Here is a 19,528-nt window from a genome sequence, read left to right as displayed (position 1 = left end):
GGTGGGCTCGTTGCTATGTTCTCGCGTTCATTGTCGCTCCGCTCAGTGTGTCGGAATTTTGGTTGCGTATGCCTTGAACCGCATGTGCCACATCGCGGGGCCCCATGGCGCTCGCACAGATAAACGGGAAAGCAGATTTATGAGCCTTCTTGAACTCGACATGGCGCGTGAGGCCCATCCGGTCGATGTCATCGAACATGTCGCCCATTCCAACGATTGGAGCTTCGAGCGCAATGGCGACGACGAGATCGCCATCGCGGTGGCCGGCACATGGACCGACTACCACGTCTCCTTTTCGTGGATGGAGGAGTTCGAGGCGCTGCATGTCGCCTGCGCCTTCGATCTGAAAGTACCGGAAAAGCGGGCGCTGGAGGTCATGCGCCTCATCTCGCTGATCAACGAGCAGATGCTGTTCGGCCATTTTGACTTCTGGGAGCGCGAGGACGTCATCATGTTCCGCCAGTCGCTGGTGCTGGCGGGCGGGGTGGAGCCGACCGGCCAGCAGGTCGAGGTCATGCTCAACAGCGCGCTGGAAGCCTGCGAGTGCTACTATCAGGCCTTCCAATACGTCATCTGGTCGAACACCAGCGCGCAGCAGGCGCTGAACGCCGTGCTGTTCGAGACCTACGGCACCGCCTGAGGAAGCCCGGAGAACCCATGTCATCGGAAAAGGCGCCGGACATCGGCTTCGACGATTTCCTCAAGGTGGACATAAGGGCGGGCACGGTCGTGGAGGCCGAGCCCTTTCCCGAGGCGCGCAAGCCGGCGATCAAGCTCAGGATCGATTTCGGTCCCGAAATCGGCGTGAAGAAATCCTCGGCCCAGATCACGGTCCACTACACGCCCGAAGAGCTCGTCGGCCGTCAGGTGATGGCGGTGGTGAATTTCCCGCCGCGCCAGATCGGCAGGTTCATGTCCGAAGTGCTGACGCTCGGCTTTGCCGACGCGTCCGGCGACGTCGTGCTGGCGGTGCCGGACAAGAACGTGCCCGACGGCAGCCGGCTGCATTAGAGCGCCGTGCGCCCTTTCGGAAGCACAAAGGACTCCGACAGTTTGGATCTACGCATCGTGCTTTCCGGGAATCGATCCCGATTTTCGGGCCGATGCCGTAGTGCGCTGAAACCAAACGGCTCGAACGCACCCGCCGTCATCGACTCCAAGCGCTTTCGTGGCGCTCTAGGGAACGAGTCCCAGCCTCGTCATCGGGCTCTCCCTGCGGTCGACCGGGATGACGAGGTAGGTGCCCAGCGCTATCGACGCAGGTTGAGAGCCATCATGGTCCCCCAAAGTTGATGGCGGCACGACGCGGGGAGAAGCTGCGCCTTACACTCGTCACAGATCGAACTTACCCAGCGCTGGCGGGGCTTCGTCTATCGATCCGCTGACGGTTCTGGAGCTTTTTTCATGCATCTGATTGTTTCGCGGCGCGGCTTTGCGCTTTCTGCCGGCGCGTTCATGGCGGCCGGGGCTTTTTCGATCATCCACCCCGCCCGGGCGCAGTCCGGTGCGGACGACGCCCTGTCGCGCAAGTTCGTGGAGATCGAGGCGCGGCTGGGCGCGCGGCTCGGCGCGGCCGTGCTGGACACGGAAACGGGAACGAGGTGGAGCCACCGCGCCGACGAGCGCTTTCCCCTCAACAGCACCTTCAAGGCTTTCGCCTGCGCCGCGGTTCTGGCGCGGGTCGACCGGGGCGAGGAAGAGCTGAACAGGCGCATGGTCTTTCACAAGAGCGATCTCGTCACCTATTCGCCGGTCACGGAACTGCGCGCGGCGGGCGAGGGAATGACCGTTGGCGAACTGTGCCAAGCCGCCACGGCGATGAGCGACAATACGGCGGCCAATCTGGTGCTGGATAGCATCGGCGGGCCGCAAGGCTTCACCCGCTTCATGCGTTCGATCGGCGACGAGGCGACCCGCCTCGACCGATGGGAGCCGGCGCTCAACGAGGCGATCCCGGGCGACCCGCGCGACACCACGAGCCCGAACGCCATCATGGAGAGCCTGCGCAAGCTGGTGCTCGGGACCGCTCTTTCGCCCGGCTCGCGCGGGCAGCTCGAAAGCTGGCTGGCCGGCAACCAGGTGGGCGGGCCGCTGCTGCGCGCGGGCCTGCCGGAAAGCTGGGGCATCGCCGACAGGACGGGAGCAGGCGGACACGGCTCGCGCGGCATCGTCGCGGTGATCCGGCCGCCCGGGCGCCAGCCCGTCGTCGCCGCCATCTACATCACCCGGACCCGAGCACCCATGGATGCGCGCAACGCCGCCATAGCCGAAATCGGCAGCACGCTCGCAACGCTGATCGCCAACTGAGCGAAGGGCCCCGGTGTGATGTCCTTCCCCGACCCGCGTGGTCGGCTCGGAAATCAAATCGAAGTCGGATAGGCTCGATGCTTTGGGTCAAGGCAGTCGAGCAGTGCGGGTTTTCACCTGTTCGGTCATCAACCCGCAGCCAGTCGCTTTGGTTTTACACGGGCTCGCGTGCCGCCTGCGCGGATGAGTTCAGCAAGACTTCAAATACCTTCGGGATATGCGACTGGCGTGGTCCATTCCGGGTGATAGTGCATCTTCCAATAAAGTTCTTTGATCTGCGTGGTGACAGGGCCAGGCTCTCCACTGCCTATTTGGACAGCATCAACTGAACGAACCGGCATGATCCCGCCGGCGGTCGAAGTCACGAACACTTCATCCGCCCCCGTTAGCGCATCCGTCGAGACGGCGCCAACGGACACACCTATGTCCAGTCTGTCGCACAGATCGAAAACGGTCCGACGTGTGATGCCGGGCAGCACGCCAAAGTCCGGCGTAATCAGCGCACCTTCGCTGACGACAAAGACATTGAACCCCGGCCCTTCGGCGATATTGCCATTGGTATCCAGAATAAGCGCCGTTTCTGCACCCTTGTCGTAGGCATCGTAGAGGCCACGGACGAGGTCCAGCCAATGATAGTTCTTGATCGACGGGTCCACGGATTTCGGCGGTATGCGCTGCACATCACTGATCGCAACATCGAGGCCGCGTTTCATTTGATCGGCATTCGCGACGGAAGCGTATGGAACCGCAAAAGCCATAAAGCGGTTGGTCGCCTCTCGCGGGTCACGGCTAAAACTGGGCGATCCGCCGCGCGTGCAGATCATTTCAACATAGGCCTTTCGGTGCCCTGATAGAGCGACACAGTTCTTGAGAATCTCCGTTACTTCATCCCGATCGAAAGGGATCGTCATGCGCAGCTTCGCAAGCCCTTCAAAGAAGCGGTTCAGATGAAGATCCAGCCTGAAGAACGCACCATCCCAGACGTGAACAGTATCGTAGGTCGCATCGGAGTGCAGGAACCCCCAATCGAGCACCGAGACTTTGGCATCTCTCATCTTCAGGTACTGGGCGTCCAGGAACGCAACGCCTTCCGGATAGCGATGAGGATCGGTGTATGATTGGGAAATTTTCGGGAAGGTCATTGTGCCGCTCTCGCTTGACGAATTTCAAACCTATTTTATCCACACGCAGTCAGCATTTTGCTTTCATTTATGCAATAATGCAGGTAATTTGCCTGAAATCTCATGGAATGTGGGGCAGTTTGCTAAATGCTTGATGAGACTGACCGCGTGATCCTGCGCGAATTGCAGCAGAACGCGAGATTATCTGCGGAGGAATTAGGGGAGAAAGCAGGTATTTCCCGGTCCTCAGCGCAGCGCCGCCTCCAGACCTTGCGTGGATCAGGTGTGATTGAGAAAGAGATTGCGGTTGTAAACGCAAAGCGCACGGATGCCGCAATGACATTCATCGTCGAAGTCGAACTGGAAAGGGAGCGGATAGATCTTCTTGACGAGTTCCGGCGGTCGATGGCCAGGTTGGAAGAGGTGCAGCAATGCTATTATGTCACCGGACATACTGATTTCATACTGATTGTTATGGCCAAGGATATGGCCAGCTACGAAATGTTCTCGCGGAGAATATTCACCGAAAATCCGAACATCCGCCGTTTTCATACCAACGTCGTGGTGGATCAAGTCAAGATTGGACTGTCTGTGCCGATCTGAATGCATGATGCCAGAAGCAGACGTCGGGCATGCGGAACTGAACGGCAGAGGACTCCATTAGCTGGTCGTTCCGAGCCGTTGTTGGCGTTGGCGATTGACGCTATAAACGAGCTGACCGGGTCCAGAATGTCCCCGGGTGTCGTCAGATCACTGTCGCAATTTGCGGTATTGGGTGCGCCTTCCTGAAGACGGTACGAGAAGCGGTCGTGGATAGTTATCGGTCCTATATAATCTGCACGACCAGCCGAAGCGGCAGCACACTTCTTTGCAAGCTGTTGTCGCAAACGGGAGTTGCCGGGGAACCGAACTCCTACTTCCATCGGCCTTCGGTTTCGTCATGGGCAAGCAAATTCGATCTGCCGAGGGGAGCCTCCGCCACCCAGGAAGAGTTTTTGCAGGCAGTAGTGAAGGCCACGCGCGAGCGAGGTTCGGCAGGAACGGGCGTGTTCGGTCTGCGATTGATGAGAAAAAGCTTTGATTTTCTCATGGAGCAGTTGGACATCCTTTGTCCGGGGCTGGCCAACGATGCTGAACGGTTTGAAATGGCCTTCGGTCGTACGCTCTACATCCACCTGACGCGCAGCGATAAGGTCGCACAGGCGGTTTCCCTCATTAAGGCCAGCCAGACCGGCCTTTGGCATCTTGCGTCGGACGGATCGGAGCTGGAGCGGACAGCGCCGCCGCGGCCGCCCAGCTACAATGCCGGCGAGATCGCGAGGAACGTGGCAGAGTTGACGGCGCATGACGAAGAGTGGGTTCGCTGGTTCGAACGGGAACGCATAGACCCGGTTCTCGTTGGCTACGACGTGCTTTCCGACGATCCAAAAGGCACCGTGGCCGGTATATTAAACCGGCTTGGATTGGATGCGGCAGCTGCAAGAGAGATATCCCCAGGCGTCGCGAAATTGGCTGACGAGACCAGCCGCGCTTGGATCGAGCGATACCGCGCGGAAGGTGCGCAAGGCCGCACTGATTGAGCGACCAATGATGCCGCCAGGTCACCGCCCTCGATCAATCGGCCCGAACGCGTGGACGGTGAAGGAGACCGTCAGTCGAGATAGGTGAAACTCTCGGCTCCGTCGAAATGTCGTAGCGGGATTTCCCTGATCTTTCCTGGATCGATCAGCCGCGCGTTGATCGCCATCCGCTGCGCATTGCGCTTCTCCACGCTCTCCCAATGGGTGGTGCAGCCGCAGGTGGCGCAATGGTGGATCTCGAGGGTGCGATCGCCTTGGGCGTAGGCGACGGTCCTTCCGGCACCCTCCACGAAAGATACCTGGCTTGGATGATAGTAGGCCCAAAGAGTTCCGAGCCGCCGGCAGAGCGAGCAATTGCAAATGGTGAGCCATCGGGGCTCCGTCTCGACCCGGATCTTTATGCTGCCGCAATGGCAGGTCGCTTCCAGCATCGCCCATACCTCCCGCTTTCCCTTTCGTCCGGCCGTCCGTCACGCCGGGACGCGCACCACCACCCTCAAGCCGCCCCGCGGGCTGTCCTCCAGCACCACGTCCCCGCCGTGGCTGCGGGCGATGTCTCGGGCGATGGAAAGGCCGAGGCCGGTGCCGCTTTCGTCCTGGTTGCGCGCCGTGTCGAGCCTTACGAAGGGCTTGAAGACATCCTCGCGCATCTCCTCCGGTATGCCGGGGCCGTTGTCGTCGACGGTCACGGTCAGCATCCCTGCGCCGTGCCGGGCATCGACCTTGACGCTCGATGCATAGCGAAAGGCATTCCCGACGACATTGTTCAGCAGCCGGGCGAAGGCGTTGGGGCGGACGGTGATTTCCGGGGAGCCCTCGAGCCTGCCTTCGAATTGGCATTCATGCAGCTTTGCCTGCTCCTCCAGCCTTTCGAAGCAGCTCTGCAGGTCGAAGGTTCCGGGATCCTCGGAGGCCTCGCCGCGGGCGAAGGCCAGATAGCCCTCCAGCATCGAGCGCATGTCCTCGATGTCCTGGTCGAGCGCCTTCATGTCGGCCTTGGTGGTGGCCAGGGCGAGCTGCAGCTTGAAGCGGGTGAGGATGGTGCGCAGATCGTGGCTGACGCCGGTCAGCATCGCCGTGCGCTGCTCGATCTGGCGCTCGATGCGCTCGCGCATCTGCAGGAAGGCGCTGCCGGCGCGGCGCACCTCCTCGGCGCCGCGCGGGCGGAAGCCGCTCGGCGTCGGGCGCCCCTTGCCGAAACTCTCGGCCGCCTCGGCAAGCTGCAGGATCGGCTTGATCTGGTTGCGCAGGAAAGCGACGGCGATGGTCAGCAGCACCAGCGAGGTGCCCACCATCCACAAGAGGAAGATATGCGTGTTGGACGCATAGGCCTGGCTGCGCCGCGCAAAGACGCGCAGCACCTTGTCCGCAAGTTGGATGCGGATTTCGACGATGTTGGAATCGCCCACCGTGTCCAGCCAGAAGGGCCGGTTGATCTGACGGGTTATCTCCTCGCTCAGCGTCTGGTCGAGAATGGAGAAAAACGGCTTCGGCCCCGGCGCGGGCAGGGGATCGGGCGGCTCGATGCTGACCCGCAGCGACAGCCGCTCCTGCGCGATGCGGATGATGTTGGCGTAATCTTCCTCGGTCGGATAGGTCTCGATGAGATCGATCACGGCGGCGATGTCGCGGGTGACGGCCTGGGACAGGCGCTGGGTGACCGTCTGCCAGTGCCGCTCCATGAACACGAAGGCGACGACCGATTGCAGAAGGATCATCGGCGCGATCACGATGATGAGCGAGCGAGCATAAAGGCGCTTGGGCAGAAACCGCGAAACCGCCCGCCAGAACCGCCGCCACGGCCGGGTCAGGGCGTGCCGGAGCCTTGCGGCGCGCGCCAGCGGTCCGTGATGGCCCGCAAAGGGCAGTTCGTATCTCGCCATTCCTTCCTTCCGTGCATCGGCGGCCGGCGCCCCCCGGGGGATGGCACCCGGGGGAAGCACGCGCTGTAACGCATCCCGAAGGAGGACACTATAACAATCGTCGCGGAAACCGGAATCGGGCGCGCGGCCGGGGCCTATTGTTCCACGCTCAGCTTATAGCCGATGCCGCGCACGGTCTGCAGCCAGATGGGATTGGAGGGATCCTGTTCGATCTTGCGGCGCAGCCGGTTTATCTGGACGTCGATGGTCCGTTCGCCCACTTCCGATTCCTCGCCCACCAGTTCGTGGCGGGGGATGGTCTCGCCGGCGCGTTCGGCGAAGGTGACCATGATCTCGCGCTCGCGGTCCGTCAGCTTGATGGTGTGGCCGCCGCGTTTCAGCTCGCGCCTGGGTATCTGGAACGTATACGGCCCGAACACGACCTGCTCCAGCTTGGGCTGCATCTGCGGGCCGCCGCGGCGCAGGATGTTGTTGACGCGCAGAACCAGTTCGCGCGGGTCGAAGGGCTTCGGCAGATAGTCGTCGGCGCCGGCTTCCAGCCCGGTCACGCGGCTGTCGGTTTCCGACAGGGCGGTCAGCATGAGGATCGGCACGTTCTTTTGCTCGCGCAGTCCGCGCGTCAGGGTCACGCCGTCCTCGCCCGGCATCATCACGTCGAGGATCAGAAGGTCGAAGTCGAGGCCGTCGAGCTTGCGCCGCGCCTCGGCGGCGTTGCCCGCCACCGTCACCCGGAAGCCCTGCTCGCGGAGGAACCGGTTGAGCAGCGTGCGGATGCGCGTGTCGTCGTCCACCACCAGCAGATGCGGCGCATCGTCCGGCGGCACGACTGGCGCTGCGGCTAGGCCGTTCTCGTTGGTCCGTATCGCGGTCATCTGTCCGAATCTCCCTCGCCCGAAGGAACGCCGCCGCTGGACGGTTGGTCCAGCTGAACCCGCAGTTCCGGGTTCACCATGGCCCGCAGGAACCGTTCGAGCGCAGCGCGGTCTTCCAGCCCCGCTTCCTCAATTGCAGCACGGATGCGGCGGGACTGTGGCAGGGCCAGCGCCGTTGCCAGCGCCTGCCCCTTCTTCGTCGGATAAAGTTCTCTCTGGCGCCGGTCGCGCGGCCCCTGCACCTGTACGACATAACCGGAGTCGACGAGCTGCTTGAGCACACGGGCAAGGCTCTGCTTGGTGATCCGCAGCACGTCCAGCAGCTCGGCCACGGTCAGGCCGGGGCGGCGGTTGACGAAGTGCAGCACCCGGTGGTGCGCCCGGCCGAAACCATAGCTGTCCAGTATCGCATCGGGATCGGAGATGAAGTCCCGATAGGCGAAGAACAGCAGTTCGATCAGCGGGAAATCGATGTCTTCGCCCGGCGATGAATTGGCCCGTTTCGGCGCGCTTTGCTTCATGGATCGGCATGTCCTCGTTGGCTCGACCAAAATTATGTCAGCCATATTGACATAATTACGGCCGCTTGATAATTTTTGACAAGGTTTTCGGCCAATGGCGAACAAAAAGACGTCCAGAGGTCGTTTTTTCGGAACTTCCTGCAAGCTTGATTTGCTTCGCCTTGCAATGTTCCGGCATATTGTTTTCGGATCGCGCTCCTTTCGGTTCAGCAGAAGGCGCATGCGGGAGAGGCTAGGATGGCATCGGTTCCTTTCGACCAGCTGGATGGTTATATCTGGTTCAATGGCGAATTCGTTAAATGGGCGGACGCCAGGATCCATGTGCTCACCCACGGCTTGCATTATGCCAGCGCCGTGTTCGAGGGCGAGCGCGCCTATGGCGGGCAGATCTTTAAGCTGAGGGAGCATACGGAGCGGCTGCATGAATCGGCGCGCATCCTTGGCTTCACCATTCCCTATTCGGTCGAGGAGATCGACGCGGCCTGCAACGAGCTCCTGGTCAAGCAGCGTCTGGAGGACGCCTATGTGCGCCCCATCGCCTGGCGCGGCAGCGAGATGATGGGCGTGTCGGCCCAGAAGAACCGCATCAACCTGGCCATCGCCATCTGGGAGTGGCCGAGCTATTTCGATCCGGAGCAGCGCCTGAAGGGCATCCGGCTCGACATCGCCGAATATTGCCGGCCCGATCCGCGCACCGCCCCGTCGAAGTCGAAGGCGGCCGGCCTCTACATGATCTGCACGCTTTCCAAGCATGCGGCGGAGGCCAAGGGCTACACGGACGCCATGATGCTCGACTGGCGCGGCCAGGTCGCCGAAGCCACCGGCGCCAACATCTTCTTCGTCAAGGACGGCGTGCTGCACACGCCGGTGCCGGATTGCTTCCTGGATGGAATCACCCGCCGCACCGTGATCGATCTGGCGCGCCGGCGGGGCCTTGAAGTGGTCGAGCGGGTCATTATGCCCGATGAGCTGGAAGGCTTCGAACAGTGCTTCCTGTGCGGCACGGCTGCCGAGGTGACGCCGGTATCGGAGATCGGTCCCTATTCGTTCCAAGTGGGTGAAATCACACGGCTTTTGATGAACGACTATGCCGAGGAAGTGCGGCCGCGCCAGCGCATGGCGGCGGAATGACGCCGCTGCCGCCAGCGCAACCCTGCCGCGATGAAATCAACCTTATTTGACTTTGGTTGTATTCGCGGTTTCATGTACATGCCGGCCAGCAAGGTCGGCGTTTGCGTGAGGGAGCAGACATGGAAGCACTTCTTCCAATCATTGTTCAGGCGGTGACAGGCATCATCGGCGGCGAGGCCGTCGGTGCGGTCGTCAAGCAGGCGGCGATGAGCCACGGCGTCAAGATCCTGAGCGGCATCATCGGCGGGATCGGCGGTGGCGCGCTGCTTTCCGGTCTTGGCGGCGATGCGGGAGCGCTCGGCGGGTTGCTGGGCGATGCTGTCGGCGGCGTCGCCGGCGGCGGCATTTTGACCGCCATCGTCGGCGCGGCCATGGGCGCGATGAAAAAGACCTGACGCCAGCCTTCGAGAGTTGCGAACGGGCGGCATTGCCGCCCGTTCTGTATTAGGGCAGTAGGGGAAGACATGCCGCAGGCCTCTTGCCTTACTGCCTTGTTCCCTTATCCGCCCAACCCCGGACCGCCGCCATGACCACGCTCAAAGCCGCCATCGTCCCCGTCACCCCTTTCCAGCAGAATTGCACCATCCTCTTCGATGCCGAGCAGATGCGCGGGGTGGTGGTGGATCCGGGCGGCGAGGTCGACCGCATCCGCGCGGCCATCGTCGGGACGGGCGCCACCATCGAGGCGATCTGGCTGACGCATGGCCATATCGACCATGCCGGCGGCGCGATGGATCTGAAGGAGGCGCTGGGGGTGGACCTGATCGGCCCGCACGAGGCCGACCGGGAGCTGCTGTCGAACCTGGAAGCGCAGGCAAGGATGTTCGGGCTGGCCGAGCCCGTGCGCAACGTCACGCCGGACCGGTATCTCGCTGAGGGCGACACCGTCGCCTTCGCCGGGCACGACTTCGAGGTCTTCCATTGCCCCGGCCATGCGCCCGGCCATGTGGTCTTCTACAATGCGGCCGCGCGCTTCGCCCATGTCGGCGACGTCCTGTTCAGCGGTTCCGTCGGCCGCACCGATCTGCCGGGCGGCGACCACGCCGCGCTGATCCGCTCGATCAAGGAAAAGCTGCTGCCGCTGGGCGACGATGTCGGGTTCCTCTGCGGCCACGGGCCGGGAGGCCGCTTCGGCGACGAGCGCCGAAGCAATCCGTTCCTGGTATAGAGCGCCGTGCGTCCATTCGGACGCTACGCAGGGTCGCTCGACACTTTAATCCACGGGCTTTCCGAAAACCGATTCCGATTTTCCGGCCGATGCGTCAGCCCCGGTCAGGGCTGGCAGAACCTCTTCTCGCCGCCATAGGTCGTGAAGGTCCCGGTGCTCGGGTTGAAGCTGCGGTATTTCGCGCTGCAGGCCCGGAACCACTCGCGGCTCCACGGCTCGAACCGCGCCGACACGTTCACCGACCGGCGGGCCGGCGCCGCGGGATAGTAGTCATAGGTGCGGTAGCGGTATTGCGGCTCCTCATAGGCCCGGTAGGCCGGGCGCGCATAGGGGTCGTAGGGCGGGTCGATATAGGTTCGCTGCGGCCTTGCCGGCTGCGCCAGCATGCCGCCCACGATGGCACCGACGGCGAGGCCCGCAATGCCGGCGACCAGCGCGTCGCCGCTCCTGTCCCGCTGGACATGGATGCGGCGGTCATGCCGGTGTCCGTGCCAGCCGTCGCCCGCTTGGGCGGGAACGGCCGAAAGTGCGGTGGCCGCGACGGCGGCGGCGAGAACGGAATTCCTGAAAATGGTGGTCATGGCAATTGTCTCCTGTCGCGCGCTTGTGATCCTGCGCGATGTCGTGGGAACCTACAGCGCCCTGGCTGAACGGTAGCTGAATGGTAAACACGGCATAAATGAGCGCGCCGGAAACGCAGAACGCCGGCGCGAGGCCGGCGTTCCCTTGGCTGTCGACCCGGAACGGGTTCAGGCGACCTGCAGGTTGACCGCTTTCGGGCCCTTGCCGCGCTTGTCCGGCTCGGTCTCGAATGTCACCTTCTGACCGTCCTCGAGGCCTGTGAGCCCGGATTCCTGGACGGCCGAAATGTGGACGAACACGTCCTTTTGGCCGTCATCCGGAGTGATGAAGCCGAAGCCCTTGGCATGGTTGAAGAATTTCACGGTACCGGTTTGCGGCATGGGAAGGATCCTTTTCTCCCGTCGATCTGTAGCGCTGCGAGCCTCGGCCCGGTCAGGCCACGGCTCTTCATGTCTGGGTCGTTTACTGGGGGAGAAGAAACAGTCAGCTTCACGCTCGGATCCTCGGCGGATTTCCTTGGTCGCGCGACATCCGGCTGCCTTGTATGTCGTATACCGGGGGCATGCTATTCCAGTCTCCGGGCCGGCAAATGCCCGAACGGCAGGAATTTTCCCTCATTTTCAGAAAAGGGCAAGCGAAAGTTTCGTGACCGGCCGTTTCGTAAGGGGCTGTTTCGCGACCGGCCGATGGAGCGCCCGCCGCGCCGGAGACTTCCACATCCCTCGGCCTTTGCCGAACAGGGCGGGCATCTGCCCCGCAGCGGCGGGACCAAGTGGGGAAGGCGCGGCACATGCGATTGCCTGATCTTCATGCCGGCGCCCCAGAGAAGACCCCCCAAAGAAAAAGGGCGCCGCAGTTGCCTGCCGCGCCCTTGAAATTCGATTGCTGCCTGGTTCAGGCGGCGGAAAGGTTCACGGCCTTCGGGCCTTTGCCCATGCGGTCGGGCTCGACGTCGAAGGAAACCTTCTGGCCGTCGACGAGCGTGCGCATGCCCGAACCCTCGACTGCGGAAATGTGGACGAAAACGTCCTTCGCGCCGTCATCGGGCGTGATGAAGCCAAAGCCTTTGGTGGCGTTGAAGAATTTTACGGTGCCGGTCTGGGCCATGGGAAACTCCTTTTCCCGTTGGAGAGCAGGCGTCTGCGCAACGTGCACAGCTTCGCCGTCGTCGAGAGCTTAACAAGTCGGGGAAAGGGGTCGTCCAAATCAAACGCTTCCAGTCTCCGGGTCTGCAACCACCCGAGCGCACTATTTATATCGCATGAAAAAGAGCATTGCACAAGCTAGTACGATGCCATCACGGGACGTTTCGTTCGGCCTGTGATGGCATCGTGCTTCGGCGGGTAGGGTAGGCGGGTTCGCTGCCTGTGCCTGGCTCTGCAGTTGTCGCTGGCAACACGTCCTGACCCTAACGCAGAAGCGACCGAGTGGCGGGCTCCAGCCGAAGTTCCATAGCCTCGATGGCGGATGCGCCTTTCGCTCGGGTCGCGCCTAAAAGATTCCAGAAGCCGGAGCGCGACAACGCGCTCCGAAACGCTTCGTGCCGCCCGGCATCCTCGAATCGGTTTATCCAGATAAACGCCTTGTCGGTGCGCACGGGCAGGCGCGGATAGTTGTTCGGCACGTCCAGCGTGGCAAAACTGCCCATGGGGGCTGCGCCCGCCTCGACAAGCAGGGGCTTGGGACGGACGGTGCCGGCGAAATCGAAGCCGGGACCGGTGCCGCAGGGGTGCAGCAAGTGGACGTCGTCGGAAGATTCCATCGTCGCATTGGCAGCATCCTTGTGTGCAGCCCAGACGGGGCCGTCATAGAAGGCCGCAAGCGCCTCGGCGCGCTTCTCCGTACCGGCAAAGCCCCTGAGCCAGACGAAATCGTCCGGCCGGTCGAGGTCGCGGAAATGACCGAGCACGGACATGCCGCAGGCCTCCTGGGATTCAATGAACTCCCGCTCGAACAGGTCGATGAGATCTTCTCTCCGGTCCGGATGCAAACGATAGCGGCGAAGCTCGACGATCGGTTGGAAGGGCGGAGAAAGAACTTCTGTGAAGGGCGTGGACGGCGAAGACTGGCTCATTTTCTCTCCGATTCAGGACGTTGAGCCCGTTCTAAGCCGTGCCTGCTGCCAGCATCCTGTCAGGAGCGCCGCATAGTTGCAGCTGTTCCCGGCGTGGCAATTGCCCTCCATTCGCAGACCAGCCGTGCAGGCCGGGGCGGTGCCGGTGCTTTGCGGCTCCTTCAGATTTTCCTGGCGACGATGAAATGGGCCGGCGGCTTACGGGGAAAATCTCCCGTCTCGATTATCTCGAAACCTGCAGCAGCGATCGTCCGCTCCAGCCCCTCCGTGGAAAGAAAATTCACATAGGGTGCCTTCCCGATGCGTTGGAGAAAGCCGATCAGCGCGCGGATCGCAAAGCCCTGCCCGGCGAGGCAGGGCGTCTTGGAGATGAAATGGCCGCCCGGCCTCACCAGCCTGCCGATCCGCTCCACAGCCGTCGGTACGTCCCCGATCAGGTGCAGCAGGTTGAAAGCCAGCGCCGCGTCGAAGGACGCTTCTGCGAATGGCGCGTCGAAGGGCGTGGCCCGTTCGAAATCCACATTGCCCACATTCTGCCGGGCGGCCTTCTCCCTGCCGATGGCCAGCATGGCCTCGGAAATGTCGGTGGCCGTGATGCGGCGCGCCGCGTTCGAAAGCAGCAGCGCCGTCGTCCCCGTGCCGCAGCCCAGTTCCAGGACCCGGTCCTCGCTGGAAAGGTAGGAGCGGGTCCGCTCGAGCGTCGTTTCGTAGGCGGCCTGGTCCTTGACCGGCCTTTTGGCGTAGCGCCTGGCGGTCCGGTCCCAGAAAGCCGCATCCGTATTCGTCATCATCATTGCCTCGCCCTGGCCATCGGCCGCTGCCACATTGCTCGTCCGCTGATTGTAGCTATGCAAACTTTCGATATAAACTGCCGAAATCGGCATTAGCTTCATACGAATTTGCATGAACTGGCAGAACATCTCCTTCGATTGGAATCAGGCCCGCGCCTTTCTGGCGACGGCGGAAGCGGGCTCCTTTTCGGCTGCGGCGCGTGCCCTGGGGCTCACCCAGCCCACGCTGAGCCGGCAGGTGGCCGCGCTCGAATCCGGTCTCGGCGTCCTGCTCTTTCAGCGCGTTGGCCGCACATTGAGGCTTACCGAGCCGGGGCTGGACCTGCTCGACCATTTTCGCGCGATGGGCGATGCCGCGCTGCAGATCTCGCTTGCCGCCTCCGGCCGTTCGCAGGCCGTCAGCGGGCGCGTGAGCATCACCGCGACGGATGTCATGTCGGCCTTTCGGCTGCCCGAGGCCATCAAGCGCATTGCCGAGGAGGCGCCCGGGATCGAGATCGACCTGGTGGTCTCCAATCAGATTCAGGATTTGCGAAGGCGCGAGGCGGACATCGCCATTCGCCATGTCCGCCCGCAGGAGGGAGACCTGGTGGCGCGCCTGTTGGGGGAGACGACCGCCCATCTTTATGCCGCCGCCAGCCTGCTGGACCGGCTGGGCCGCCCGTCCACGGTCGACGATTTGCGGGAGTTCCCCTTTGTCGGCTTCGCGCCCGTGGACCGGGTTCGCTCCGTCCTCAACGGCATGGGCCTGCCGATCGACCGCAGCCAGTTCAAGGTCGTCACCGACAATGGCATCGCCATGTGCGAGCTGGTGAAGCACGGTCTCGGCGTCGGCGTCATGACGCGCGAGACGAGCCGGATGCTGCCGGGCGTGGAATGCGTGCTGCCGGATTTCCAACCGTTTCCCGTGCCGGTCTGGCTCACCACCCACCGCGAGCTCCACACCAGCAAGCGCATCAGGCTCGTTTTCGACATACTGGCGCAGGTGCTGCGTTGAGAGCTACAGCATCGGCCCGAAAATCGGAATCGATTTTCGGAAAGCACGATGCGTAGATTCAAACTGTTGGAGCGCCGTGTGTCCAAAAGGGACGCACGGCGCTCTAACGGGCGAAAGCCGGTTCGGCCAGCCTTTGCACATAGGCCCGCAGATCGCCCGGCCATTCGGCGATCCGTTTGCCGAAAGCCGCGCCGTCGCCCGCATACAGCGCACGCGCTGCCTCCTCGTAACCCGGCTTGTCGCCCAGCATCGCCAGCATGAAGCGGTCGGCCGCCGCGGCGGCCTTGCGCGCACGGTCGCGGTCGCCATTGGCCGCGCGGGCCGCGTCCACCAGCCTGCGCAACGCGGCCGATGCGCCGCCCGGCTGACCGGCGAGCCAGTCCCAGTGGCGGGGCAGCAGCGTCACTTCACGGGCAACGACGCCGAGTTTCGGCCGGCCCGGACCGCGCACCGGCGAGGCCATGCGGGCAGGGGGCGCCGCTTCCGGCAGGTCGAGCCGGGCGAGCATCTCCGCTTCGCTTCCCGTCAGGTCGAAATCGACCTGACGTCCCGTGGCGTCGTCGAATATCAGCACGTTCTCGGTTCTGCCGTCGCGTTTCAGCTTCAGCGCGACATCGCGCTTGGCCCCTTGCGCAACACAGCGCTCGCCGTCGAAGGCCGTAAAGCCGGCTGTTTCCACATCCATTGATCGCACTCCATTGGCCAGCGCATTTATATCCGGGTAAAAGATGAGTCAATATCACCCGGGTAATAACATGCGTTTACCCAGCCGGCCCCTATGTGCTAACGGCGGAGAGTGATGAAGGAGGCGGGATTGCGCGAACTGATCCTGATGCGGCACGGCAAGTCGAGCTGGGACGATCCTTCGCTTGACGATTTCGACCGGCCGCTGGCGCCGCGCGGGCGCAAGGCGGCATCGCGCATGGGCGCGGAGATCGCCGCGCGCGGTTGGCTGCCCGATCATGCCGTCGTGTCGGCGGCGCTGCGCACGCGCCAGACCTGGCGCCGGGTCGCGGCGGAACTGGACGGGGCGGCGCCGCGCCCGCAATACGACGAGGCGCTCTACATGGCCTCGGCCGACCGGATGCTCGCCGTCGTCCGCGCCGTCCCGGCGAAGACCTCGCGCCTCATGCTGGTCGGCCACAATCCCGGCATGGAGGAGCTGGCGCGCGGGCTGGCCGGGCCGGGCTCCGACGCAGAAGCGCTGACGGCGATGCGCGCCAAGTTCCCGACCGCCGCGCTCGCCCGCTTCGAGCTTCCTGCCGGATGGGCCGGCGCCGGCCCCGCCGCGGCCAGGCTGACGCATTTCCTGCGTCCCAGGGCGGTGGCCAGCGCCCGGGATTGACGGCGCCTTCCTGACAGCCTCCTGTCAGCAGAGCGCGCCGGGCGCAACTTCCTGCCTCCGCCCCCCCTTCCCATCAGGCGCGCGAGGTTCCATATTCCGCCGATGGCCAATTCCTCGCGAAAGAACAATGGCGGCTTCGCCGAAGCCCCCCAGCCCGAGCTGACGGGCGAGCCCCTGTCCGGTTCGGTCGCCGACTGGGCGGAGCAGGTTTCGCGCGAGGCGCGGGAGCCCGCCCAAGAGCCTGCCAAGCCGAAGAAATCGAAGATCCCGCCGCGCTCGGCCGAGGCGTCGAAGACGGCGCGCGGCACGTCCATGGGCGGCGCCGCCTCGGCCCGGGAGCGCGCCGCCGCCGGCCTCAACCCGGTGGCCGGGCTCGATGTCTCGCTGGAAGAAGCCGAGGGCCTGGCGTCGGGCGGCGTCACCGCCACGGTGGCCGCGCTCTCGCGGCTGATCGAGGGCGGCGATCCCAATGTGGTCAGCACCTGGGTGCCCCATCGCCCGCCGCGCCCCGACAAATCCGAGGGCGGCATCCCGCTGAGGATGTCGACGGAGTTCAAGCCGGCCGGCGACCAGCCGACGGCGATCGCCGAGCTCGTCGCCGGCGCCAACGAGGAGGAGCGCACGCAGGTCCTTCTCGGCGTCACCGGCTCGGGCAAGACCTTCACCATGGCCAAGGTGATCGAGGAGACCCAGCGCCCGGCCATCGTCCTCGCCCCCAACAAGACGCTGGCCGCCCAGCTCTATGGCGAGTTCAAGTCGTTCTTCCCGGACAATGCGGTCGAGTATTTCGTCTCCTATTACGATTATTACCAGCCGGAGGCCTATGTCCCGCGCTCCGACACTTACATCGAAAAAGAATCCTCGATAAACGAGCAGATCGACCGCATGCGCCATTCGGCCACGCGCTCGCTGCTCGAGCGCGACGACGTCATCATCGTCGCCTCGGTCTCCTGCATCTACGGTATCGGCTCGGTCGAGACCTACACGGCGATGACCTTCCAGATGGAGATCGGCGACCGGCTCGACCAGCGCCAGCTCCTGGCCGACCTCGTCGCCCAGCAATACAAGCGCCAGGACGTCAATTTCGTGCGCGGCTCCTTCCGCGTGCGCGGCGACACGATCGAGATCTTCCCGGCGCACCTTGAAGACCGCGCCTGGCGCATCTCTCTCTTCGGCGACGAGATCGAAAGCATCACCGAGTTCGACCCGCTGACCGGCAAGAAGACCGACGACCTCAAATCGGTGAAGATCTACGCCAACTCGCACTACGTCACCCCGCGCCCGACGCTCAACCAGGCCACCAGGCAGATCAAGGAGGAGCTCAAGCACCGCCTCGCCGAGCTCGAAAAAGCCGGCCGCCTCCTGGAAGCCCAGCGCCTCGAACAGCGCACCCGCTTCGACCTCGAAATGCTGGAGGCCACCGGCTCCTGCGCCGGCATTGAGAACTATTCGCGGTACCTGACCGGCCGCGCCCCCGGCGAGCCGCCGCCGACCCTGTTCGAATATATCCCCGACAACGCGCTCGTCTTCGTCGACGAGAGCCACGTCACCATCCCGCAGATCGGCGCCATGTATCGCGGCGACTTCCGCCGCAAGGCGACGCTGGCCGAATACGGCTTCCGCCTGCCGTCCTGCATGGACAACCGCCCCCTGCGCTTCGAGGAGTGGGACGCCATGCGCCCCGCCACCATCTGCGTCTCGGCCACCCCCGGCTCATGGGAGATGGGGCAGTCGGGCGGCGTCTTCGCCGAGCAGGTCATCCGCCCCACCGGCCTCATCGATCCCCCGGTCGAGGTGCGCCCCGCCAAGGCGCAGGTGGACGATGTCCTCGGCGAGATCCGCGCCACCGCCAAGGCCGGCTACCGCACCCTCGTCACCGTGCTCACCAAGCGCATGGCGGAGGACCTGACGGAATATCTGCACGAGCAGGGCGTGCGCGTGCGCTACATGCACTCGGACATCGACACCCTCGAGCGGATCGAGATCATCCGCGATCTGCGCCTCGGCGCCTTCGACGTGCTGATCGGCATCAACCTTCTGCGCGAGGGCCTCGACATTCCCGAATGCGGCCTCGTCGCCATTCTCGACGCCGACAAGGAAGGCTTCCTGCGCTCGGAGACCTCGCTGGTCCAGACCATCGGCCGCGCCGCGCGCAATATCGACGGCAAGGTCATCCTCTATGCCGACCGCATCACCGGCTCCATGGCCCGCGCCATGGAAGAGACAGACCGCCGCCGCGAAAAGCAGCTCGCCTACAACACCGCCAACGGCATCACGCCGGAGAGCATCAAGAAGAATATCGGCGACATCCTCGGCTCCGTCTACGAGCGCGACCATGTGCGCGCCGACATCGCCGGCCCCAGGGGCGGCGACCTCAACAACCTCGTCGGCAACAACCTGGCCGCCCATCTCGAACATCTCGAAAAGGCGATGCGCGACGCCGCCGCCGATCTCGACTTCGAGGAAGCCGCCCGCCTGCGCGACGAGATCAAGCGCCTCAAGGAAACCGAGCTCGCCATCATGGACGACCCGCTGGCCCGCGACGTCGGCGTGGAAAACACCCGGAAAAGCCGCCGTGAGGCGGCCAAAAAGGGTAAGCCCGGCGGCCGGCCGGGGCAGGGTTCAGGCGGCCGTCCGATCTCCCCCCTTGAGGGGGAGATGCCCGGCAGGGCAGAGGGGGGTGCGAAGGGGCAGGGCACGAAGGGGCAGGGCACCTCCGGCCTCTTCGCCAAGCCCCATCTCGACGCCATGGGCACCTCGGGCGCCCACGCCGTGCCCGCCGGCAGGGAAAAGTCGCTGTTCCGCAAGAACGATCTCGACGAGATGACCGTCGGCCGTACGGAAAAACCGGTGGGCAAGACCCCGCCCTCGAAGCGGCCAATCTCCCCCCTTGAGGGGGGTGAGAAGCGGTCGGTCGAAGGCCGAGGAAAAGCCGACGATTCGGCTTTTCCAGCGACGAACGCGCGGAGCCATAGCGGAGCGCCGGGCTCCGGCAGGGCAGAGGGGGGTGCGAAGGGGCGCGACTCCTCCGACGACGCCAAACCTGTCCGCCGCGGCAAGGTCGGCACCGGCTCCTATGAGAACCCCGAGGACGAGCGCCAGCGCGGCCGGCGGTCGAAGAAGACGGGCAGGCCGGGGCGCTGAACCGGCGGCTCC

Annotated in this window: 22 protein-coding genes; 11 read left to right on the top strand and 11 right to left on the bottom strand. The window is 64.0% G+C overall.

Going from position 1 to position 19,528, the window contains the following annotated elements; all coding sequences use genetic code 11:
- Window positions 1-139 precede the first annotated feature (139 nt).
- The 3 genes from NTH_RS03860 (at window position 140) to bla (ending at window position 2,307) form a co-directional block, all read left to right on the top strand.
- Window positions 140-640: a YbjN domain-containing protein gene (locus tag NTH_RS03860; RefSeq protein ID WP_338528771.1), complete on the top strand. Its 501-nt coding sequence runs from the start codon at window positions 140-142 to the stop codon at window positions 638-640.
- 17 nt (window positions 641-657) lie between these two features.
- On the top strand, window positions 658-1,011 hold the full coding sequence (locus NTH_RS03855; protein WP_338528770.1) for a tRNA-binding protein: 354 nt from the start codon (window positions 658-660) through the stop codon (window positions 1,009-1,011).
- A gap of 393 nt (window positions 1,012-1,404) precedes the next feature.
- On the top strand, window positions 1,405-2,307 hold the full coding sequence (bla, locus tag NTH_RS03850; protein ID WP_338528769.1) for a class A beta-lactamase: 903 nt from the start codon (window positions 1,405-1,407) through the stop codon (window positions 2,305-2,307).
- A gap of 200 nt (window positions 2,308-2,507) precedes the next feature.
- Here bla and NTH_RS03845 read toward each other — a convergent pair whose 3' ends face one another.
- A complete protein-coding gene (locus tag NTH_RS03845) occupies window positions 2,508-3,449 on the bottom strand; it encodes an aminotransferase class IV (RefSeq protein ID WP_338528768.1) in 942 nt (313 codons plus the stop codon).
- Between the two features lie 126 nt (window positions 3,450-3,575).
- On the opposite strand from NTH_RS03845, the gene NTH_RS03840 reads away from it, so the two are divergent.
- Both NTH_RS03840 and NTH_RS03835 read left to right on the top strand, forming a co-directional pair.
- A complete protein-coding gene (locus NTH_RS03840; protein ID WP_338528767.1) occupies window positions 3,576-4,031 on the top strand; it encodes an Lrp/AsnC family transcriptional regulator in 456 nt (151 codons plus the stop codon).
- 206 nt (window positions 4,032-4,237) lie between these two features.
- Window positions 4,238-5,008: a Stf0 family sulfotransferase gene (locus NTH_RS03835; protein WP_338528766.1), complete on the top strand. Its 771-nt coding sequence runs from the start codon at window positions 4,238-4,240 to the stop codon at window positions 5,006-5,008.
- A 71-nt stretch (window positions 5,009-5,079) separates the two neighbouring features.
- Here the strand turns inward: NTH_RS03835 and NTH_RS03830 are convergent, their stop codons facing one another.
- The 4 genes from NTH_RS03830 to NTH_RS03815 form a co-directional block, all read right to left on the bottom strand.
- The gene (locus NTH_RS03830; RefSeq protein WP_338528765.1) at window positions 5,080-5,439 is read right to left on the bottom strand and encodes a GFA family protein; all 360 of its coding nucleotides are present in this window, start codon (window positions 5,437-5,439) and stop codon (window positions 5,080-5,082) included.
- 39 nt (window positions 5,440-5,478) lie between these two features.
- The gene (locus tag NTH_RS03825; RefSeq protein ID WP_422392346.1) at window positions 5,479-6,891 is read right to left on the bottom strand and encodes an ATP-binding protein; all 1,413 of its coding nucleotides are present in this window, start codon (window positions 6,889-6,891) and stop codon (window positions 5,479-5,481) included.
- A 134-nt stretch (window positions 6,892-7,025) separates the two neighbouring features.
- A complete protein-coding gene (locus NTH_RS03820) occupies window positions 7,026-7,763 on the bottom strand; it encodes a response regulator (protein WP_338528764.1) in 738 nt (245 codons plus the stop codon).
- Complete coding sequence (locus NTH_RS03815; RefSeq protein WP_338528763.1) at window positions 7,760-8,284, bottom strand: MarR family winged helix-turn-helix transcriptional regulator; 525 nt, start codon at window positions 8,282-8,284, stop codon at window positions 7,760-7,762. Before NTH_RS03815 ends, NTH_RS03820 begins: the two co-directional genes overlap by 4 nt.
- 237 nt (window positions 8,285-8,521) lie before the next feature.
- Between NTH_RS03815 and NTH_RS03810 the strand changes: the two genes are divergently transcribed.
- The 3 genes from NTH_RS03810 to NTH_RS03800 all read left to right on the top strand — a co-directional run bounded on the left by NTH_RS03810 (window position 8,522) and on the right by NTH_RS03800 (window position 10,583).
- A complete protein-coding gene (locus NTH_RS03810) occupies window positions 8,522-9,415 on the top strand; it encodes a branched-chain amino acid aminotransferase (RefSeq protein ID WP_338528762.1) in 894 nt (297 codons plus the stop codon).
- A gap of 119 nt (window positions 9,416-9,534) precedes the next feature.
- The gene (locus NTH_RS03805; protein ID WP_338528761.1) at window positions 9,535-9,810 is read left to right on the top strand and encodes a hypothetical protein; all 276 of its coding nucleotides are present in this window, start codon (window positions 9,535-9,537) and stop codon (window positions 9,808-9,810) included.
- 131 nt (window positions 9,811-9,941) lie between these two features.
- On the top strand, window positions 9,942-10,583 hold the full coding sequence (locus tag NTH_RS03800) for an MBL fold metallo-hydrolase (RefSeq protein ID WP_338528760.1): 642 nt from the start codon (window positions 9,942-9,944) through the stop codon (window positions 10,581-10,583).
- A gap of 104 nt (window positions 10,584-10,687) precedes the next feature.
- Here the strand turns inward: NTH_RS03800 and NTH_RS03795 are convergent, their stop codons facing one another.
- The 5 genes from NTH_RS03795 to NTH_RS03775 form a co-directional block, all read right to left on the bottom strand.
- Window positions 10,688-11,164 (bottom strand): BA14K family protein, encoded by a 477-nt coding sequence (locus NTH_RS03795; protein WP_338528759.1) that lies wholly within the window; start codon window positions 11,162-11,164, stop codon window positions 10,688-10,690.
- 168 nt (window positions 11,165-11,332) lie between these two features.
- A complete protein-coding gene (locus NTH_RS03790) occupies window positions 11,333-11,545 on the bottom strand; it encodes a cold-shock protein (RefSeq protein WP_338528758.1) in 213 nt (70 codons plus the stop codon).
- Window positions 11,546-12,059: 514 nt separating this feature from the next.
- Window positions 12,060-12,272, bottom strand: coding sequence for a cold-shock protein (locus NTH_RS03785; RefSeq protein ID WP_265517048.1), 213 nt, complete (start codon window positions 12,270-12,272; stop codon window positions 12,060-12,062).
- 301 nt (window positions 12,273-12,573) lie between these two features.
- A complete protein-coding gene (locus NTH_RS03780) occupies window positions 12,574-13,239 on the bottom strand; it encodes an NIPSNAP family protein (protein WP_338528757.1) in 666 nt (221 codons plus the stop codon).
- Between the two features lie 161 nt (window positions 13,240-13,400).
- Entirely contained in the window at window positions 13,401-14,063 is a 663-nt protein-coding gene (locus NTH_RS03775) for a class I SAM-dependent methyltransferase (protein ID WP_338528756.1), read from the bottom strand.
- A gap of 79 nt (window positions 14,064-14,142) precedes the next feature.
- On the opposite strand from NTH_RS03775, the gene NTH_RS03770 reads away from it, so the two are divergent.
- On the top strand, window positions 14,143-15,027 hold the full coding sequence (locus NTH_RS03770) for a LysR family transcriptional regulator (RefSeq protein ID WP_338528755.1): 885 nt from the start codon (window positions 14,143-14,145) through the stop codon (window positions 15,025-15,027).
- A 103-nt stretch (window positions 15,028-15,130) separates the two neighbouring features.
- Here NTH_RS03770 and NTH_RS03765 read toward each other — a convergent pair whose 3' ends face one another.
- A complete protein-coding gene (locus tag NTH_RS03765; RefSeq protein ID WP_338528754.1) occupies window positions 15,131-15,712 on the bottom strand; it encodes a DUF2239 family protein in 582 nt (193 codons plus the stop codon).
- A gap of 129 nt (window positions 15,713-15,841) precedes the next feature.
- On the opposite strand from NTH_RS03765, the gene NTH_RS03760 reads away from it, so the two are divergent.
- Together NTH_RS03760 and uvrB are read left to right on the top strand one after the other, a co-directional pair.
- Window positions 15,842-16,372, top strand: a complete 531-nt coding sequence (locus tag NTH_RS03760; protein ID WP_338528753.1) for a histidine phosphatase family protein — start codon at window positions 15,842-15,844, stop codon at window positions 16,370-16,372.
- Window positions 16,373-16,474: 102 nt separating this feature from the next.
- Window positions 16,475-19,516, top strand: a complete 3,042-nt coding sequence (gene uvrB, locus NTH_RS03755) for an excinuclease ABC subunit UvrB (protein ID WP_338528752.1) — start codon at window positions 16,475-16,477, stop codon at window positions 19,514-19,516.
- The last annotated feature ends 12 nt before the right edge of the window (window positions 19,517-19,528 follow it).

The organism is Nitratireductor thuwali (assembly GCF_036621415.1).
GTDB lineage: Bacteria > Pseudomonadota > Alphaproteobacteria > Rhizobiales > Rhizobiaceae > Chelativorans > Chelativorans thuwali.
This window is presented reverse-complemented; position numbering and strand designations above follow the sequence as displayed.